The following is a 17927-nucleotide window of genomic DNA, read 5'->3' as shown; positions in this document are numbered from 1 at the left end:
CCTCGTACTGGACGTACTTGGATGACTCCGACAACGCAGCGCGTGTGCGTGCCGGGCGTCGCGCGCCAGGCGGGATTTGTCAGACACGGCCTAGGCCGCGATGCGCTCGCTCCCGTGCCCGGTCCCGGCCCCCGCCCGGTCCCCGGCCTCGTGCCGGTGGGCCGGATCGGCCCGGGTCAGGGTGCAGACGCCGTCCACGCACTCGCGCTGCAGACGGTCGCGGGAGAGCGTCTGCACCAGGCCGACCATCCAGCAGGTGGGGCAGCCCCGGAAGGCGATCAGGCTCAGCGGGGCCGCCAGCAGGACGAGCGGGCCCAGCGTGGGGACCAGGGCGATCGGTACGGCGATCAGGCCGAGGCCCAGGGCGCCGCGGGCCAGGTGGCGCGGGACGGAGCTGCTCGCGTAGCTGCGTTCCGCCGGCCGCGTCGGCTTCGGCGGATTCGTCGAGGCGGTCACGGGCGTCGTCCTCCTTCACGGAGCGCTTCACGGGGCGGGGCGAGGGAGCCGCGCAGGGCCGTACGGGCCCGGTGCAGCCGGGACTTCATGGCCGGGGTGCTCAGGCCGAGGGTGCGGGCCACGGTCTTGCCGGGCAGGCCCTGGAGGTCGCGCAGGATCAGGACCCGGCGCAGGTCCTCGGGCAGGGCGCCGATCGCGGCCGCGATCCGCTCCACCTCGAGGACCTGGAGGGCCGCCTCCTCCGCCGACGGCTCGGCGCACACCTCCGGTCCGGCCGGCGGCAGCTCGCCGCGCCCGGCGAGCTGCCGCACCTGCCGGAGGCACTCGTGGCGCACGATCCGGAACATCCAGGAGGCGAGCGCGCCCGTGGCCCGCAGCGTGCCGATCTTCCGGTAGAGGACGATCAGCGCCTCCTGTGCCGCGTCCTCCGCGTCCTGCGGCGAGGCGCAGAGCGTGCGGGCGAACTTCCGCACGTGCGGCTGCGACTCCCTGACGACCGTGGTGAGCGACCCGACGTCGCCGTCCTGGGCGGCCCTGATCAGGTGCTCGTCGGGCCAGCTGAAGGCCGCTCGACTCATGTCTTCCCCCTTGTGCTCCGGACCGTCCTGCTCCGGACCGGCGTGCTTCGGACCGTCCTCATCGGTTCGCGCGCTTCCTGCGCTGCGTCAGGTGCCAGGTGCACGCCCCCATGAGCAGTACTCCGACCACCACGATGCCCGCGATCATCATCCGCTTGTCTCCGTCCTCCGGGCCGGCCCGAGCGGCCGGCTGTGTGGACTAGAGGCGGGCGGACCCGAAAAGGATTCACCGAGGACGCGCCCTGTTCGCCGGGAAGACCGACGGGAGGGTGAGCGGAGGGGTCATTGCCGCTGCGGATACACCGTCGTATCTTTTCGCGCGCCCCCAGCCCGGCACCCGCCGCACGCCTCTCCCGGAGGACCCGATGAGCTCCCTGCCGCCCGCCCTCGCCGCCGCCGTCGGTCCGCTGCCGGAGGGCGTCACCCTGCCGCTGCCGCCCACCTTCGACTCGGTCGAGGAGGAGCGCCGGTACCGCAGGGAGCAACTGGCCGCCGGTTTCCGGATCTTCGGGCGGTTCGGCTTCTCCGAGGGCGTCGCCGGGCACATCACCGTGCGCGACCCGGAGGACCCGGACACCTTCTGGGTCAACCCGTTCGGCATGAGCTTCGGCCAGATCAGGGCCTCGGACCTGATCCGGGTCGACCACGAGGGCCGGGTGGTCGACGGGCGGCGGCCGGTGAACCGGGCCGCGTTCGTGATCCACTCCCAGGTGCACGCGGCCCGGCCAGACGCGATCGCCGCCGCGCACTCGCACTCGCTGCACGGAAAGGCCTTCTCCAGCCTGGGTGTTCCGCTGGACCCGATCACGCAGGACGCCTGCGCGTTCTTCGAGGACCACGGGATCTACGACGCCTACCGGGGCGTGGTGAACGAGCTGGACGAGGGCGCGCGGGTGGCGAAGGCGCTCGGCCCGTACAAGGCGGTGATCCTCAAGAACCACGGCCTGCTCACGGTGGGGCGCTCGGTGGCCGAGGCGGTGTGGTGGTTCGTCACCATGGAGCGCTCGTGCCAGGCGCAGTTGCTCGCGATGGCGGCGGGGACGCCGCAGCTGATCGACCGGGAGACGGCGCTGCTCACCCGGGGGCAGGTCGGGACCTCGATCGCCGGCTGGTTCCAGGCCCGGCCGCTGTGGGACCAGATCACGGCCTCGGATCCGGACCTGTTCGACTGAGCCGGGCTCGGCCCCGGGGCCGTCGGCCGGGGCGGCCGGGGCGGCTGGGGCCGTCAGGCGCCGTCCCGCGCGGCGGCGCGTTCCGGCCGGGTGACGGACGCGAGCAGCGGGGCCAGGAAGTCCCGTTCGAGGGTGCCGGGCGGCAGGGCGTCCGGTTCTACATAGCTCTGCGCCAGGCCGCCTTCGCGCAGGGCGACCACGAGCCGGGCGAACCGGTCGGCGTCCACGGCGAGTTCGCGCCCCGAGCGGCGTACGACGAGCTCGATGCCGCGCGCGAGCTCGGCGCGCAGCCGGGCGTCGTGCCGGGCGAGTGCCCATGCGGCCTGCGGGTCCCGGATCGCGTGCAGGGTGAACTCCATGCTCACCAGGTACCAGTCACGCTCGTCCGGCTCGACCCGCGAGGCCAGTTCGGCGAGCCGCTCCAGCGAGTAGTCCTCGGGCGCGAGCGCGTCGATCTGCTCGGCGAGGCGGTTCACGATCCGTTCGCCGTGCTCGTCGAAGAGGGCGAGGAAGAGCTCTTCCTTGCTGGCGAAGTTCGAGTAGTAGGCGCCGCGCGTGAAGCCGGCGCGCTCGCAGATCTGCTCGATGGACGCCGCGTGGAAGCCGTGCTCGGCGAAGGTCTCCAGGGCCGCCCGCAACAGGGCCGCGCGGGTGCGCGGCCGGCGCTTGGTGACACCTTTCGGCACGGGGGGTTCCTCCTTGTCGGGTCCGCCTCGGACACGTCCTCGGGGCGGGTCGGCCGCCCACGATACCGGCGCGGCTCCTCGGGGCTCCCGTCCCCGGTGCTCGCCCGGGCACGCGGCGGCCCGCGACGTTAAGATTCACGCATGGGACAGCGGCCCGTTGCGCCCGCCGCACCCGAGCTGGTCCTCGAGATCGACGGGGACGCGACCGTGATGAACCCTGGCCGCGTCTATCGCATCGGGCGCGACCCCACCAGTGACTTCGTCCTCGCCGACGCCCGGACGTCCTGGCACCACGCGGTGCTGCGGGCGGTGGGCGACCACTGGACCCTGGAGGACGAGGGCAGTACCAACGGCACCTTCGCCGACGACCGCCGCGTGGCGCTGAGCGCCGTCGGCCCCGGCACCGTCATCCGCTTCGGACACCCCGCCGACGGCCCCCGCGCCCGGCTGCTCCCCGCCGCGCCCGCGGCTCCCGAGCCGCCCCCGGCCCCTGCACCTCCCCAGGTCGCCGAGCCCGCCGCGTCGGCCCCGGCCCCGGCCCCGCCCTCGCCCCCGGCCCCGGAAGCGGGCGCCGCGTCTCCGCCGCGCCCGTCCTCCGTCTCGTACCCCGCCCTCACCGGCACCTTCCGGCAGCCGACGTCCGTACGTCCGCTCCCCACCCGCAGCATCCGGATCGGCCGGGCCCCCGACAACGACCTGGTGGTGGACGATCTGACCGTCTCGCGGCGGCATGCCGAGCTGCGGGCGGCGCCGGACGGCACGTACTGGATCCAGGACCTCGGCAGCCACAACGGCACCTTCCTCAACGGGCGTCCCGTGGCGGAGGCCCGGGTGACGGCGGAGGACATCGTCGGCATCGGGCACTGCGCCTTCTGTCTGATCGGCGGGAACCTGGTCGAGTTCACCGACACCGGCGAGGTCTCGCTCGACGTGCAGGAGCTGGCGGTGACCGTCGACCACGGCCGCAAGACCCTGCTCGACGGCGTCTCGTTCCCAGTGGGGCAGAAGTGCCTGCTCGCCGTCGTCGGCCCGTCCGGGGCGGGCAAGTCGACCCTGCTCGGCGCGCTGACCGGGCAGCGGCCCGCCGACCGGGGAACCGTGCTCTACGACGGCCGCGACCTCTACCGGGACTACGCCGAGCTGCGCCAGCGCATCGGCCTCGTCCCGCAGGACGACATCCTGCACCTCCAGCTCACCGTGCGGCGCGCCCTCGCGTACGCCGCCGAGCTGCGCTTCCCCGAGGACACCGTGCCCGGCGAGCGGCGCGCCCGGGTCGACGAGGTGATCCGGGAACTGGGCCTGGAGGAGCGGGCCGGGCAGCCGATCCACAGCCTGTCCGGCGGCCAGCGCAAGCGGGTGAGCGTGGCGCTCGAACTGCTCACCAAACCCTCCCTGCTCTTCCTCGACGAGCCGACCTCCGGGCTCGACCCGGGCATGGACCGCTCGGTGATGCACATGCTGCGCGGGCTCGCGGACGACGGGCGGACGGTCGTCGTCGTCACCCACAGCGTGCTCAGCCTGGACGTGTGCGACCGGCTGCTCGTGCTCGCGCCGGGCGGCCGGGTCGCCTATTACGGCCCGCCCGGCGACACCCTGGACTTCTTCGGTTTCGCGCAGTGGCCGGAGGCCTTCGAGGCCTTCGAGAACGACCGCGAGCGCGACTGGGCGGGCCGCTTCCGGGCCTCGCGCTTCCACCGGCAGTACATCGAGGACCCGTCGGTACGGCAGCCCGCACCGGGCGCGGCCGCCGGCGTCGGGTCGCCCCGCGCGCCGGAGCCGCCGCCGAAGGCGCAGAGCTGGGGCTCCCAGCTCCGCACCCTCGTCCGGCGGTACGCGGCGGCGCTGTCCGCCGACCGGACCTTCCTGGCCATCATGGTGGCGCTGCCGTTCGTCATGGGCGCGATGGCACGCGCCCTCTCGGAGGGCAGTCTCAACCCCGAGTCGACGCTGAACGTGCTGCTCATCCTGTGCGTCGGCGGCGTCCTGACGGGCGCGGCGAACGCGGTGCGCGAGCTGGTGAAGGAGCGGACGATCTACCGCCGTGAGAGAGCCGTCGGCCTGTCGCGCTCGGCGTATCTGATGTCCAAGGTGGTCGTCCTCGGCGTGGTCACCGTCGTGCAGGCGGTGGTGCTGACCCTGGTGGCACTGATCGGTGTGCCGCTGAACGTGCCGGGCGGCAAGGGGGTGCTGATGCCGCCGCTCGTCGAGATCACCCTGGCCGTCGCGCTGCTCGCGTTCACGGCGATGATGCTCGGCCTGTTCGTCTCCGCCCTCGTGCGCAAGGAGGAGGTGACGATGCCGCTGCTCGTCCTCCTCGCCATCGTGCAGGTGGTGTTCTGCGGCGCGCTCCTGAACGTGCGCGGTACGCCGGTCCTGGAGCAGCTGGCGTGGCTGGTGCCGTCGCGGTGGGCGTTCGCGGCGATGGGCGCGACGATCGACATCGGGAAGACGGTGCCGGGCGAGAAGACGGCGGATCCGCTGATGGCCCACACGGTGGGCGCGTGGCTCTTCGACATGGGCATGCTGGTGGTGCTGTGTGTCGTCCTGGGGGTCGTGGTGTCCCGGCTGCTGCGTCGGCACGAGCCGGTCGTGATGCGCGGGTAGCGAGCGGAGGCAGGGAGCCGTGGTGGCTGTGGACGGGATGCCGGAGTACGGGGCGGGCGGCGCGCCTGCCCCGGGCACCGGCGTGGGCGCTGGGGCGGGTGCGGGTGCGGGCTTCGAGGCGGGCGTACCGGACTTCCGGCCCACGCACGTGGTGCCGGGCGACGGGCTGCCGGCCTGGGAGGCGCCGGATCCGGCGGTGCCGACGCAGTCCCTCGACGCGTTCCTGCCGGTTCGGCTGACCGCGCGGGTCGGCGATTGGGGGCAGGTGCTGTGCTCCAACGGCTGGTCGGCGTGGGTGGACGCGCGGCTGCTCGTCTCCGTACCGGCCGATCCGCCCGCCGCTGGCCGACCCGCCGCCCGTACCGCCGATCCCCGGCCGCTGATGGCCCGGGCCGAGGACGCCCTCGGGCGCTATCGGCGCGCGGCGGAGGAACTGGCGGCGGGCCGGGCGGACGGGGAGACCTTCCGGACCCGGACCCGGGGGCTGCGGGTGGGGATGGTCGTGGACGGCGAGTCGCTGTGGCTGTACGACGCGGAGCACGAGCGCTGGGTGTACTGCGACGGCACCGGCCTGAGCACGTACGCGGCCTCGTCGGGGCCGTCGGCGGCGGCCGCCGCGGCGCCGGACCTCGGGCACGAGCCGACCCAGGTGGTGCCGCAGCTCCGCCAGGACGGGCCGGAGCCGGGCGCGCCGGAGCCGGGGCCGTCGGAGCCCGGCCCGCCGGTGGTCCCGGAACCCACCCGGGTCGTCGCACCGCCGCCACCACCGCCGGCGGACGGGTCGGGTGAGGGCTGATGGCGCGGGACCACGAGGACACGGCCCCCGGTGCGGAGCCGCACCCCACCACCCACCCCGGGCTGCCCGCCGCCGGCCGGGACTCGGGGCTGCTCGGCAAGCGGATCGCGGGCTATCTGGTGGAGGAGGAGATCGGGCGCGGCGGCATGGCCGTGGTGTACCGGGCCTTCGACGTACGACTGGAGCGCACGGTGGCACTGAAGCTGCTCGCCCCGGAGCTGGCCCGCAACGACACCTTCCGCAAGCGCTTCGCGCACGAGTCGCGGGTCGCCGCGGCGATCGACCATCCGCACATCGTGCCGGTCTTCGAGGCGGGCGAGACGGAGGGTGTGCTCTACATCGCGATGCGCTACGTCCCCGGGCAGGATCTGCGGGCCCTGCTCGACCGGGAGGGCCCCCTCGACCCCGTGGCGGCGGGCCGGATCGCGGCCCAGGTGGCCTCGGCCCTGGACGCTGCCCACGCGCACGACCTGGTGCACCGGGACGTGAAGCCGGGGAACATCCTGGTGGCCGAGGGCACCGACCGGGAGCACCCGGAGCACGTCTATCTGACCGACTTCGGCCTGACGAAGAAGTCCCTGTCGCTCACCGGTTTCACCACCGTCGGCCAGTTCGTGGGCACGCTCGACTACGTGGCCCCGGAACAGATCTCGGGCAAGCCGGTCGACGGCCGCTGCGACGTCTACAGCCTGGGCTGTGTGGTCTTCGAGACCCTGACCGGGGTGCCGCCGTTCCGCAGGGACGACGACATGGCCCTGCTGTGGGCCCACCAGTACGACCCGCCGCCCCCGCTCTCGGAGGAGCGCGAGGGCCTCCCGGAGGCCGCGGACGAGGTCTTCGCGCGGGCCCTGGCGAAGGCGCCGGAGGAGCGGTACGCCACGTGCGTGGAGTTCGTCGCGGAACTGCGGGCGGCCCTGGAACGCGGCGAGCGCAGCCGCCGCCCGTTCCGCGGCGGCACCGAGGAGCGCCCGGTGAGCCCGCCGCCGGAGCCGCCGGCGTGGGCGCGGCCGGTGTTCAGGTCCCTGGGTTCCTGAGCGGATCACGATTGCGGCCACGGGTGCGCCGCTGCGATCATCTGGCGACACCGAGGGGATGATCGGCGAAACCGGGGGGATCATGCGTTACGTACTTCGTGCCGCCGTTGGGGCGGCACTGTTGGTCACGGCTCTGGCGGGCTGTTCCGGGGGCGGGCGGGCGCCCGGCGCGGCGGCGTCCACGGGGGCCTCCGGGCCCTCGGGCGCCTCTTCGGGCGCCTCTTCGTCGCCGACGGCCGCGCCCACTCCGTCGCCGCCGTCCCGTGCGGAGGTCGCCGACCGGACTCGTGGGCAGCTGGTCCGGACCCTCGCAACCACGGACGATGCGGCAGGCCCGGGCGGGCTGATGCTGGTGGACGCGTGGCCGACCGGGGCGGCGGCCTATGTGTGGGAGACGGCGGACGGGCGGCTGTGCGACGCCACGGTCGGCGTCGACGGAGTCCGGACGCGGGGCTGCAGCACGAACCCGCACGATCCGCCGCTGAAGCAGGCGGGCGGCGTCAGCCCGCTCTTCACCTCCTTCGCCCACGGCTGGGGCCGGATCTTCGCGGCCGACCACGCCCAGGTGACGGCCGCGAGCTGCAGCGGCACTCCCGTAGAGGTCATCCGGGTCGGCACCGTCTCGGGCGGGGCCCGCACGCTGTACGCCGTGTGGTTCCCGGACTACACCAAGGGCGAGATCCTGCTGACCCTGCGCCACGGCGGCAGCACCTCGCACGTGCCTTTCCTGCTGGACGACGCGGGCGACCGCGCCTGCGCCGCGACCCCTCAGGGGGCCCGAGGCGCCTGAGGGGCTTCCGTACGGGACGTGTCCGCCGGGACCTCGCCGCGGCGCCGCACCCGGGTGGCCAGGAAACCGGCGATGATGCCCGCGACCATGCCCCAGAGCACCGCGAGGCCGAACATGGCCCAGAGGTTGGGGCGCAGGATCACCTCGGCGCCGAGGGCTCCGAGGTCGCCGATGCCGAGGATCGACAGGCCGAAGCGGGCCTCGACGAGGGTGAGCGGCATGACCACCAGGACGGCGAGGCCGAAGGCGACGCCGAGGTGGAGGCCGTGCTGCCAGGGCCTGACGCGGGCCGGGGAGCGGACGGCCATGACGAAGGCGGCGCCGAGGATCAGGACGGCGGCGATGGGGAGCAGCCACCAGGCGCGGGCGTCGTAGGAGGCGAGGGAGCCGAGGTCGACGGTGGAGAGGTCCTTGCCGCCGTCGCCGCCACGCAGGACGGAGTCGAGGATCTGCGGCATGGGCAGGCCGAAGGGACCCTCGACGCGGCCCTCCCAGGAGCCGCCGATGCCGACGCCGAGGGCGAGCCAGGCGACGTTCGGCAGGCCGAGGAGCAGCACGGCGAAGGTCTCGGCGGTGTGGCCCTTGGTGGCGGCGACGACCAGGCCGATGACGAGGGCGACGGCCACGTACGCGAGGAGCAGGAGCAGCATGGCCGAGGCGGCGGGGCGGACGGCCTGGTGGCGGCGGACGTAGCGGGCGGGCAGCGGGGCGCTGCGGGAGACCAGGAGGGCGACGACGAGGACGCCGAGGATCCAGAGCAGGCCGTAGAAGAGGGTGGGGCCGACGTCGGTGGTGAAGCCGACCTTGGGGTCGGCGGCGTCCAGCAGGTCCTTGAAGAGGTCGCCGAGGTCCCCGGTGTCCTCGCTGGTGCCGCCGCCGAGGCTGATGGGGAAGTCGTGCCGGGCGAGTGCGGAGAGGCCGCCGAGCGCGGCGAGCCAGAGCAGGACGGTGGGGACGGCGAGGGCGAGGAGCGCGCGGGCGGGGGCGACGGCGTGGTGGCGCAGGGGTCGCAGAAACACGGCGCCGGTGACGAGTGCGCCCACCAGGGTGACGGAGAGCGGCATGGCGGTGAGTTCGGCCTGTGTGCCGGCAAGGGCTCCGGCGTCCCCGGAGAGGGCGATCTGGCCGCCCGAGGCCATGACCACGACGGCGGCGAGGACGGCTATGAACGCGCCGGTGCCGCCGGGGAGATCGGCCGCGCCGGCGGCCCACAGGCCGAGGCCGGCGGTGACGCCCATCGCGAGGACGCCCGCCACGACGGCGGCAAGGGCCCACAGGGCGCTGCGGGCCGCCTGCCCGGCGGTGTCGGGGGGCGCGGCCGGGCGGGGTGGGGTGGGGAGCCGAGTGCTCACGGTGCCCACGCTAATACCGGCGGGTGCCGTCCGCTTGCGGGCGGCACCGGATCGGAGCACACAATGGGCGCGGAACGGAAGAAAGGGAAAAACGTGACTTCCCACCCACCGTCCGGTCAGCCCTCGGTGCCTCCCACCGGCCCGCCCTCGGGGCCCCTCTCGGGCCCCTCGACGCGCCCCGGCCAGACCGCTCCCCCGCCCCCGCCCGCCCCGCCGCACGACGGCTCGCGCGGCGGCGGGGGCGGCGGTGGCGGCTCGGGCGGCGGGGGTGATTCCGGCGGTACGGGCGGCGGCGCACCCGACGGCGGGGGCGGCGGCCCCTGGTACCGCTCCATCCCCAAGGTCGCCTCTCTGACGGCCGTCGTGGTGGCTGCCGTGGCGCTGGTCGTCGTGCTCACCCAGAGCGGCGGCGACAAGTCGAACCAGGGCGGCGGCGCGGGCGGCGGCGAGGTGTTCCTGCAGAACACCTCGGCGAGCGGCCCCGATCCCTTCACCCGCTCCACGGCCCGCACGGACGCCGCGACCATCTCGCCGCCCGCGCTGCCCAGCGCGTCCGGCGAGGACACCAACGCGACGCGCAGCGTGACGGGTTCGACGCCCGGCCTGTACGGGGGCACGCACCGCACGGCGGCCTGCGACGTGGAACAGCAGATCCGCTTCCTCGCCGACGAACCCGCCAAGAACGCGGCCTTCGCCTCCACCGTCGGCGTGTCCGCCAACGAAGTCCCGGGATTCCTGCGCTCCCTGACGTCGGTTCAGCTGCGCGTGGACACCCGGGTCACCAACCACGGCTTCAGCGGCGGCAAGGCGACCCCGTACCAGTCGGTGCTCCAGGCGGGCACCGCCGTCCTGGTGGACGACCACGGGGTGCCACGGGTGCGCTGCGCGTGCGGCAACCCGCTGACCCCGCCGGTGGCGCAGAAGTCGCCGAAGCCGGTCGGCCAGGCCTGGCCGGGCTACCGCACGAGCAATGTCGTGTACGTGCAGCCCTCGGTGACCGTGATCAACGTCTTCGTGATCTACGACCCGAACACCGACCGCTGGATCGCCCGGCAGTCGGGCGACACGGGCAAGCACGACCGCCACACCACTCCCCCGCCGCAGCCCACGCCGACCCCGTCGAAGTCTCCCTCGACGTCGCCGTCGTCTCCGGTGCCGTGCGTGACGGTGACGGGTACACAGACCCCGACGCCCAGCGGCGGCGTGACGCCCTCGCCGTGCCCGTCGACGCTCACCCCGACCTCGCCGACCCCGTCCACGCCGACGCCGACCCCCTCGACCTCGACACCTTCGTCGCCCGCGACCCCGTCGACCCCCACGGAGTCGACGGCCTCGGCGTCGACCCCGGCCACCGACCTGACCTCGAACGGCGCCACGACGGACGGCGCCACGACCGACAACTCCGCGAGCGCGTCGGCGAGCACCTCGGCGAGCCTGTCGCCGAGCGTGTCCTCGTCGGACCCGCCGGCGCCGGGCGCGCCCGGCCGTCAGCCGCTGATCTGAGCGGGCGGCCCGCAGCTCTCCGGAGCGGCGCGGGCGCGGAGGCGGGCCAGCAGGGACCGGAGCCGGGCGCCGAGGTCCCACGGTTCGGCGATCCTCTCCTCGGTCCGCCGCTGCCAGGTCCTTTCGTCGCGATCGGTGAACCGTCCGGACATGTTCCACGCTCCTTCCCCAGGGCCATCAGGCCACTGAGGGGAGTCTGTAGCCTTATTGGCCTGGAGAGCACAGCCAATGAGGAGTGATTGGCATGGCAGACGGTCGAGTGGTCCGCTCCGTGGGCACCGTGTCGGACCGCACCTTGAGCGGACGCCAGCTGGCGACCCTGCTCACGCCGCCGGCCGACGGGCGGTTCGGCTATCGCGAGCTGGCCCGGGCGGTGCGGCAGGCGCTGCTCGACGGACGGGTCGCGCTGCGCCTTCGGCTGCCCGCCGAGCGGGAGCTCGCGGTGGCCCTCGGGGTGTCCCGTACGACCGTCACCGGCGCGTACGACCTGCTGCGGGAGAGCGGGTACGCGCACAGCCGGCAGGGCGCGGGCACCTGGACCGCGCTGCCGGAGGGGCAGCCGCCGGTCGGCCCGGCCGCGCTGCACGGCGACTCCGGCACGGTGATCGACCTCGCGCTCGCCGCGCCCGAGGCGCCCGCCGACGTGCTGTCCGACGCCCTGGCGCGGGCCGCCGCCGAGCTGCCGCGCTACGCGGCGAGCCAGGGCTACCACCCGTACGGGCTGCCGGAGCTGCGGGCGGCGATCGCCGACCGGTACACGGCGCGCGGACTGCCCACCCGGCCCGAGCAGATCCTCGTCACCACGGGCGCCCAGCAGGCGCTGGCCCTGGCGTTCGCCCTGCTCGGCGGCCCCGGAGACCGGGTGCTCGCCGAGAACCCCTCGTACACCAACGCCCTGGACGCGATGCGCGGGCGGCGGATGCGGATCACCCCGGTGCCGGTCACCGAGGCGGGCTGGGACAGCGGGCTGATCGACGCGGCACTGCGGCAGACGGCACCCCGGCTCGCGTATCTGATCCCGGACTTCCACAATCCGACCGGCCGGCTGATGCCGGAGGAGCAGCGGCGGGAGGTGGCACGGGCGGCGCGGGCCACCGGGACCTGGCTGGTGGTGGACGAGACGCTGTCCGACATCGCGCTCGACGTGCCGGCGCCGCGGCCGTTCGCGGGCTCGGCGGGGCCGGGGGCCGGGGAGCAGATCATCGGTGTGGGCTCGTTGAGCAAGAGCTGCTGGGGCGGCCTCCGGGTCGGCTGGGCGCGGGCCTCGGCACGGGTGGTGACGGAGCTGGCGCGGGTGCGGATCACGCACGACCTGGCGGGCTCGGTCCTGGACCAGCTGGTGGCCGTCGCGCTGCTGGACCGGATCGACCCGCTGCTGCCGGGGCGGGCCGCGGAGCTGCGGCGGCGCCGTGAAGCACTGGTGGCGGCGCTCGCCACGCATCTGCCGGAGTGGCGCTGGACGCTGCCGCCGGGCGGTCTGTGCCTGTGGATCGACCTGGGCCGGCCGATGGCCTCACAGCTCGCGCAGCACGCGCTGCGGCACGGGGTGCGGGTGGAGGGCGGCGCGCGGTTCGGGGTGGATCCGGGCACCCACGAGCACCGGCTGCGGATTCCGTACGCGCTGCCGGCCGAGGTGTACGACACGGCGGCGGAGCGGCTCGCGGCAGCGCTCGCCGGGGCACCGGCACCGTTCGCGGACCCGGCGCTGCCGGACTGGGTGGCCTGAGGACTGAGGCGTGAACGGTACGCCTCAGCCGTACACCTCGGCCGCACGCCTCAGCCGTACACCTCACCGTGGGCGCACCGATAATCGGATGCCCGGGGCAGGGGCCGTGTGTACGGTCGAGCGAGTGGAACCACTGACCGAGAAAGAGATCCGCGCGTCCTTCGTGAACTGTACGAAGGGTGACGCGGCCCGGATGAGGCTGCCGCTCGACTTCGCCGAGCTGCCCTGGCCCGACCTGGACTTCCTGGGCTGGGTCGACCCGGGCGCGCCGCTGCGCGCGCATGTCGTGGTGCCGGGCCCCGAGGGGCCGGTCGGCGTCACGCTGCGGGTGCCGGCGGTCGGCCGCACCAGCGCGATGAAGTCCAGCATGTGCCAGATCTGTCTGACCTCGCACGCCTCCTCGGGCGTGACGCTGCTGGCCGCGCCGCTGGCCGGCACCCGGGGCCGGGAGGGCAACACGGTCGGGACGTACATCTGCGCCGACCTCGCCTGCCCGCTGTACGTACGGGGCAGGCGGCAGCCGAAACTTCGCGGGCAGCGGCACGAGGAGTCGCTGACCCTCGACGAGCAGCTCGCGCGCATGATGGGCAATCTGCACGGCTTCGTCGGCCGGGTCACGGCAGGCTGATCGGCCGGCCGCGGCTCAGCCCACGCTCAGCCGCGGCTTCAGGCTCGGGCCCAGACTCAACCCCAGACCCAGACCCAGACCCAGACTCAGCGGAAGGCCTGTTCACCGGTGAGCGCCTTGCCGATGACCAGCGAGTGGACCTCGCTGGTGCCCTCGTAGGTGAGCACCGACTCCAGGTTGTTGGCGTGACGCAGCACCGGGTATTCGAGGGTGATGCCGTTGGCGCCGAGGATGGTGCGGCACTCGCGGGCGATGGCGATCGCCTCGCGCACGTTGTTGAGCTTGCCGACGCTGATCTGCTCGGGGGTCAGGGTGCCGGCGTCCTTGAGGCGCCCGAGGTGGACGGCGAGCAGCATGCCCTTGCCGAGCTCCACGGCCATGTCGGCCAGCTTCTGCTGGGTGAGCTGGTACGAGGAGAGCGGGCGGGCGAAGACGGTGCGGTCGCCCGCGTACGAGATCGCCGCCTCCAGGCAGTCGCGGGCGGCGCCGAGGGCGCCGAAGACGATGCCGAACCGGGCCTCGTTGAGGCAGCCGAGCGGGCCGGACAGGCCGCGGGCCTCCGGAAGCATCGCGTCGGCGGGCAGCCGCACGTCCTCCATGACCAGCTCACTGGTGACGCTGGCACGCAGGGAGAGCTTCCGCTTGATCTCGGGCGCGCTGAAGCCGGGGGTGTCGGTGGGCACGGCGAAGCCGCGGACGCCGTCCTCGGTGCGGGCCCAGACGACGGCGACGTCGGCCACCGAGCCGTTGGTGATCCACATCTTGGTGCCGTTGAGGACCCAGTCGGAGCCGTCGCGCTTGGCGTGGGTGCGCATCGCGCCGGGGTCGGAGCCGGCGTCGGGCTCGGTGAGGCCGAAGCAGCCGATGTACTCGCCGGCCGCCATGCCGGGCAGCCAGCGCTGCTTCTGCTCCTCGGAGCCGTACTTCCAGATGGCGTACATGGCGAGCGAGCCCTGTACGGAGACCAGGGAGCGCAGTCCGGAGTCGACGGCCTCCAGCTCCATGCAGGCCAGGCCGTACGCCACGGAGTCGGTCCCCGCGCAGCCGTAGCCCTCCAGGTGCATGCCGAGGACGCCCAGGCCGCCGAGGGTGCGGGCGAGTTCGCGGGCCGGGATGACACCGGACTCGAACCACTCCGCGATGTGCGGGCGCAGCTCGCGGTCGGCGAGGGTGCGTACGGTGCCGCGGATCTCCCGCTCCTCATCGGTGAGGAGTCCGTCGATGGAGAGCAGATCGAGCGGGTGGACGGGCGACGGATTCGGCGACTTCACGGACGGCCTCCTGGCGACTGTGACAACTCGGCGAGCGGCAGCGTAGCGGGAGACCGGATATTGGATCCAGTATTGAATATGTGATCTCCATTGGCTACGGTCCGCTGGATTCCGATCACCAGCAAGGGAGAGCGGCATGCACGCGCAGCAGGCTGAGCCCGTCCCGGGCGGCGCCCTGTCCGGGATCGTCGTGGCGGACTTCGGCCGGGTGCTCGCCGGGCCGTACATGACGATGCTCCTCGCCGACCTGGGCGCCGAGGTCGTGAAGATCGAGCGGCCCGGCGCGGGCGACGACACGCGCGCGTGGGGCCCGCCGTTCGCCGACGGCCAGGCCACCTACTTCCTCGGGGTGAACCGCAACAAGCGTTCCGTGGCCCTCGACCTCGCCGATCCGGCCGGTCTGGACGCCGCCCGGGCGCTCGTGGACCGGGCCGACGTGCTGGTGGAGAACTTCCGCCCGGGCACCATGGACCGTCTCGGCCTCGGCTACGAGCGGGTGCGCACGACCAATCCCGGACTCGTCTACTGCTCGGTGACCGGTTTCGGCTCGGCCGAGGGAGCCGCGCTCCCCGGCTACGACCTGCTGGTGCAGGCGATGGGCGGGCTGATGAGCGTCACCGGCGAGCCCGGTGGCGCCGGCACCAAGGCGGGTGTCGCGCTGGTCGACGTCATCACCGGGTTGCACGCGGGCATGGGCGTGCTCGCCGCCCTGCGACACCGCGAACGCACCGGCGAGGGCCAGCGGATCGAGGTCTCGCTGCTGACCTCGCTGCTCTCCGCGCTCACCAACCAGTCCGCCGCGCACCTCGCCGCCGGGGTCGTACCGCGCGCCCTGGGCAACCGGCACCCCAGCATCACCCCGTACGAGGTGTTCGAGGCGAGCGACCGGCCGCTGGTCCTGGCCGTCGGCAACGACCGTCAGTTCCGCGCCCTGTGCGGGCGGATCGGCGCCCCGGCCCTCGCCGACGACCCCCGCTTCGCGACCAACTCGGCCCGGGTCGCGCACCGGGAGGAGCTGGGCGCCGAACTGTCCCGGCGGCTCGCCGAGCGCACCGCCGACGCCTGGTTCGAGGAGCTGACGGCGGCCGGGGTGCCGTGCGGGCCGATCAACGACCTGGGGGGCGCGTTCGCGCTCGCCGAGCGGCTCGGGCTCGCGCCGCGGGTCCCGACGGACGCGGCCGGACCGGGGCAGGTGGCCCACCCGGTCGCCTTCGGCGCCACGCCGGCCGTGTACCGCTCCGCGCCCCCGCGCCTCGGCGAGCACACCGCCGAGATACTCGCCGAACTGGCGGGACCGGCGGAACCGACGGAGCGGTCCGAGGAACCGATCGAGGAAGGGACGGGCGGGCGATGAGCGACGCGGTGCAACGGCGGCGGCCCCCGACCGCCCAGCAGTTCGTGCTCACGGAGCTGCGCCGGGCCATCACCACCGGGGAGTTGCGGCCGGGCGACCCGATCCGGCAGGACGCCCTGGCGGCCCGCCTCGACGTGAGCCGGGTGCCGCTGCGCGAGGCCCTGAAGACCCTGGAGGCCGAGGGTCTGGTGGTGCACCACGTCCACCGGGGTTACTACGTCGCCGAGTTGTCCCTGGCGGACCTGGAGGAGATCTACCGGATCCGCCGGCTCCTGGAGACGGAGGCGGTGCGCACCGCGCTCGTCCGCGCCCCCGACGGCCTCGCCGACGCCCTCGAACGGATCCAGGAGGAGGTCGAGCGGGCCGCCGGGGCCGGTGACGTGACCGTCATGGCCGAGGCCAACAGGCGCTTCCACTTCACCCTGATCGAGGCCTCCGGGATGCCCCGCCTGGTGCGCCTGATCGCCACGCTGTGGGACGCCACCGACGCGTACCGGGCGCTGTACTACGCCGAGGACCCGCACCGCGAGCGGGCCGTCCACGAGCATCGGGCGGTCGTCTCCGCGGTCGCCGAGGGCGACGAGACGGCGGCGCTGCGGTGGCTCGACGAGCACCGCGACCATGCGGTGGCGGCGCTGCGCCGGGTGCTCGACCGGGCCTGAGGACGGCCATGCCCGCGACCCTCGACGCTGGTGCGGGCGCGGGTGCGGGTGCGGGAGGGGCGGTCGAGTTGTCGGGCGGAGCGGTCGAAGTGTGTGGGGTGTCGCCGGGTTGGACGCCGGACGGTGCCGCCCCGGCGGCGGGGCCGGCCGTCTACCGGGACGCGCGGGGCGAGTTCGCCCGGCGGTACTCCGTGACGGCGCCGGCGGCTTTCCTCGTACGGCCCGACGGATATCTCGGGGCGCGCGTCGCACCGGACGCGGTGGACGTGCTCGACACCTGTCTGGCAGGGGTGTTCGGCGAGCGAGCAGACGGCGGACGAGCCGCCGCGGCCCGTACGGGGGCACCGGCCCCGACCTGGGCCGTGCCTTCCGGATCTTGCCGGGCTCAAGCACTCCCTCCTCCCGGCCGAGGACGACACCGACGGGAACCCGTCCTGGGCCCGGGTCGGCGTGTACCGGGGCCGCCTCCCGCAGTCCGGCATCCGTGAGGGATCATGGACAAAGGAGTCGAGAAGGGACGGGACGAACAATGAGGCACCGCAGTGTCGCCGACCTCATGACGCCGACCGCGGTCGCCGTGCAGCCGGGAACGCCGTTCAAGGAGATCGCCCGGCTGCTCGACGAGTACGGCATCACCGCCGTGCCGGTCGTCGACGCCGACAACCGGCCGGTGGGCGTGGTCTCGGAGGCGGACCTGTTGCGGCGGCACACCGCGAAGGACGGCCCGAGCACCGCCGAGGCGATGATGACCAGCCCCGTGGTCAGCGCCCGCCCGTCCTGGACGGCGGTCGAGGCGGCCCGGCACATGGAACGGCACCGGGTGAAGCGGCTGCCGGTGGTGGACGCGGACGGGCGTCTGATCGGCGTGCTCAGCCGCACCGACCTGCTGCAGCTCTTCCTGCGCCGCGACCGCGCGATCCAGGAGGAGATCGTGGAGGACGTGGTCACCCGCATCCTGCGCCTCTCCCCCGCCTCCCTGCACATCGACGTGGCCGAGGGCCGGGTCACCCTCACCGGCACCCTGCCGCGCAAGAGCCTGGCGCCGATCTTCGTACGCCTCTGCGAGGACGTGGACGGGGTCGTGGAGGTCGTGGACCGGCTGACGTACGAGGACGGGCCGGCGCCCGCCGAGGACTGACCGCCCGCCGGAACGAGCCCGCCGCGCTGTGGGCCTCGCGCTGTGGGCCCCTCGCGCCGCCGGCCTTGCGGGCCGGCCTTGCGGGCCGGCCTTGCGGGCCGGCCCCGCGCCGCCGGGGTCGTGCCGGCCCGCATCACACCGCCGGCCCGCCGGTGCGGGTGGCACCGGCGGGCCGGG

Annotated in this window: 17 protein-coding genes; 11 read left to right on the top strand and 6 right to left on the bottom strand. The window is 74.3% G+C overall.

The genetic code is table 11. The annotated features are described in order from the left end of the window. Positions 1-90: 90 nt before the first annotated feature. Positions 91-456, bottom strand: a complete 366-nt coding sequence (locus AB0M18_RS09430) for a hypothetical protein (RefSeq protein WP_365756223.1) — start codon at positions 454-456, stop codon at positions 91-93. Next, on the bottom strand, positions 453-1034 hold the full coding sequence (locus AB0M18_RS09425; RefSeq protein ID WP_365756222.1) for an RNA polymerase sigma factor: 582 nt from the start codon (positions 1032-1034) through the stop codon (positions 453-455). Before AB0M18_RS09425 ends, AB0M18_RS09430 begins: the two co-directional genes overlap by 4 nt. Positions 1035-1399: 365 nt before the next feature. Here AB0M18_RS09425 and AB0M18_RS09420 point away from each other — a divergent pair, with 365 nt between their 5' ends. Then, on the top strand, positions 1400-2206 hold the full coding sequence (locus AB0M18_RS09420; protein ID WP_365756221.1) for a class II aldolase/adducin family protein: 807 nt from the start codon (positions 1400-1402) through the stop codon (positions 2204-2206). A gap of 53 nt (positions 2207-2259) precedes the next feature. On the opposite strand, the gene AB0M18_RS09415 is transcribed toward AB0M18_RS09420, so the two are convergent. Beyond that, positions 2260-2892, bottom strand: a complete 633-nt coding sequence (locus AB0M18_RS09415; RefSeq protein ID WP_365756220.1) for a TetR/AcrR family transcriptional regulator — start codon at positions 2890-2892, stop codon at positions 2260-2262. 141 nt (positions 2893-3033) lie between these two features. Here AB0M18_RS09415 and AB0M18_RS09410 point away from each other — a divergent pair, with 141 nt between their 5' ends. The 4 genes from AB0M18_RS09410 to AB0M18_RS09395 all read left to right on the top strand — a co-directional run bounded on the left by AB0M18_RS09410 (position 3034) and on the right by AB0M18_RS09395 (position 8116). Next, positions 3034-5496, top strand: a complete 2463-nt coding sequence (locus tag AB0M18_RS09410; RefSeq protein ID WP_365756219.1) for an FHA domain-containing protein — start codon at positions 3034-3036, stop codon at positions 5494-5496. Between the two features lie 22 nt (positions 5497-5518). Then, complete coding sequence (locus AB0M18_RS09405; protein WP_365756218.1) at positions 5519-6292, top strand: hypothetical protein; 774 nt, start codon at positions 5519-5521, stop codon at positions 6290-6292. Continuing rightward, positions 6292-7326, top strand: coding sequence for a serine/threonine-protein kinase (locus AB0M18_RS09400; protein ID WP_365756217.1), 1035 nt, complete (start codon positions 6292-6294; stop codon positions 7324-7326). Before AB0M18_RS09405 ends, AB0M18_RS09400 begins: the two co-directional genes overlap by 1 nt. Positions 7327-7672: 346 nt before the next feature. Next, complete coding sequence (locus AB0M18_RS09395) at positions 7673-8116, top strand: hypothetical protein (RefSeq protein ID WP_365756216.1); 444 nt, start codon at positions 7673-7675, stop codon at positions 8114-8116. Here AB0M18_RS09395 and AB0M18_RS09390 read toward each other — a convergent pair. Further along, a complete protein-coding gene (locus tag AB0M18_RS09390) occupies positions 8095-9477 on the bottom strand; it encodes a streptophobe family protein (RefSeq protein WP_365756215.1) in 1383 nt (460 codons plus the stop codon). The two genes, AB0M18_RS09395 and AB0M18_RS09390, sit on opposite strands and share 22 nt — an antisense overlap. 84 nt (positions 9478-9561) lie before the next feature. On the opposite strand from AB0M18_RS09390, the gene AB0M18_RS09385 reads away from it, so the two are divergent. Continuing rightward, on the top strand, positions 9562-10971 hold the full coding sequence (locus AB0M18_RS09385; RefSeq protein WP_365756214.1) for a DUF6777 domain-containing protein: 1410 nt from the start codon (positions 9562-9564) through the stop codon (positions 10969-10971). Here AB0M18_RS09385 and AB0M18_RS09380 read toward each other — a convergent pair. Then, a complete protein-coding gene (locus AB0M18_RS09380; RefSeq protein WP_365756213.1) occupies positions 10956-11123 on the bottom strand; it encodes a hypothetical protein in 168 nt (55 codons plus the stop codon). The genes AB0M18_RS09385 and AB0M18_RS09380 overlap by 16 nt on opposite strands. A 92-nt stretch (positions 11124-11215) precedes the next feature. Between AB0M18_RS09380 and AB0M18_RS09375 the strand changes: the two genes are divergently transcribed. Beyond that, positions 11216-12697: a PLP-dependent aminotransferase family protein gene (locus tag AB0M18_RS09375; protein ID WP_365756212.1), complete on the top strand. Its 1482-nt coding sequence runs from the start codon at positions 11216-11218 to the stop codon at positions 12695-12697. Between the two features lie 124 nt (positions 12698-12821). Further along, positions 12822-13325, top strand: a complete 504-nt coding sequence (locus tag AB0M18_RS09370) for an FBP domain-containing protein (RefSeq protein ID WP_365756211.1) — start codon at positions 12822-12824, stop codon at positions 13323-13325. A gap of 86 nt (positions 13326-13411) precedes the next feature. Here AB0M18_RS09370 and AB0M18_RS09365 read toward each other — a convergent pair whose 3' ends face one another. Continuing rightward, positions 13412-14596, bottom strand: a complete 1185-nt coding sequence (locus AB0M18_RS09365; RefSeq protein ID WP_365756210.1) for an acyl-CoA dehydrogenase family protein — start codon at positions 14594-14596, stop codon at positions 13412-13414. A gap of 136 nt (positions 14597-14732) precedes the next feature. On the opposite strand from AB0M18_RS09365, the gene AB0M18_RS09360 reads away from it, so the two are divergent. From AB0M18_RS09360 to AB0M18_RS09350, 3 genes are all read left to right on the top strand, one after another. Then, positions 14733-15950, top strand: coding sequence for a CoA transferase (locus AB0M18_RS09360; RefSeq protein WP_365756209.1), 1218 nt, complete (start codon positions 14733-14735; stop codon positions 15948-15950). Next, the gene (locus AB0M18_RS09355) at positions 15947-16612 is read left to right on the top strand and encodes a GntR family transcriptional regulator (protein ID WP_365756208.1); all 666 of its coding nucleotides are present in this window, start codon (positions 15947-15949) and stop codon (positions 16610-16612) included. Before AB0M18_RS09360 ends, AB0M18_RS09355 begins: the two co-directional genes overlap by 4 nt. 529 nt (positions 16613-17141) lie before the next feature. Next, positions 17142-17750, top strand: coding sequence for a CBS domain-containing protein (locus AB0M18_RS09350; protein WP_365756207.1), 609 nt, complete (start codon positions 17142-17144; stop codon positions 17748-17750). Positions 17751-17927: the final 177 nt, after the last annotated feature.

Origin of the sequence: Streptomyces sp. NPDC051909, assembly GCF_040681095.1 — a bacterium.
Classification (GTDB): domain Bacteria; phylum Actinomycetota; class Actinomycetes; order Streptomycetales; family Streptomycetaceae; genus Streptomyces.
This window is presented reverse-complemented; position numbering and strand designations above follow the sequence as displayed.

Bases quoted from the DNA above. Each gene is read 5' to 3' on its own strand.
- AB0M18_RS09425 (WP_365756222.1), bottom strand. From the start codon at position 1,034: ATGAGTCGAGCGGCCTTCAGCTGGCCCGACGAGCACCTGATCAGGGCC.
- AB0M18_RS09420 (WP_365756221.1), top strand. From the start codon at position 1,400: ATGAGCTCCCTGCCGCCCGCCCTCGCCGCCGCCGTCGGTCCGCTGCCG.
- AB0M18_RS09410 (WP_365756219.1), top strand. From the start codon at position 3,034: ATGGGACAGCGGCCCGTTGCGCCCGCCGCACCCGAGCTGGTCCTCGAG.
- AB0M18_RS09400 (WP_365756217.1), top strand. From the start codon at position 6,292: ATGGCGCGGGACCACGAGGACACGGCCCCCGGTGCGGAGCCGCACCCC.
- AB0M18_RS09395 (WP_365756216.1), top strand. From the start codon at position 7,673: ATGCTGGTGGACGCGTGGCCGACCGGGGCGGCGGCCTATGTGTGGGAG.
- AB0M18_RS09380 (WP_365756213.1), bottom strand. From the start codon at position 11,123: ATGTCCGGACGGTTCACCGATCGCGACGAAAGGACCTGGCAGCGGCGG.
- AB0M18_RS09375 (WP_365756212.1), top strand. From the start codon at position 11,216: ATGGCAGACGGTCGAGTGGTCCGCTCCGTGGGCACCGTGTCGGACCGC.
- AB0M18_RS09360 (WP_365756209.1), top strand. From the start codon at position 14,733: ATGCACGCGCAGCAGGCTGAGCCCGTCCCGGGCGGCGCCCTGTCCGGG.
- AB0M18_RS09355 (WP_365756208.1), top strand. From the start codon at position 15,947: ATGAGCGACGCGGTGCAACGGCGGCGGCCCCCGACCGCCCAGCAGTTC.
- AB0M18_RS09350 (WP_365756207.1), top strand. From the start codon at position 17,142: ATGAGGCACCGCAGTGTCGCCGACCTCATGACGCCGACCGCGGTCGCC.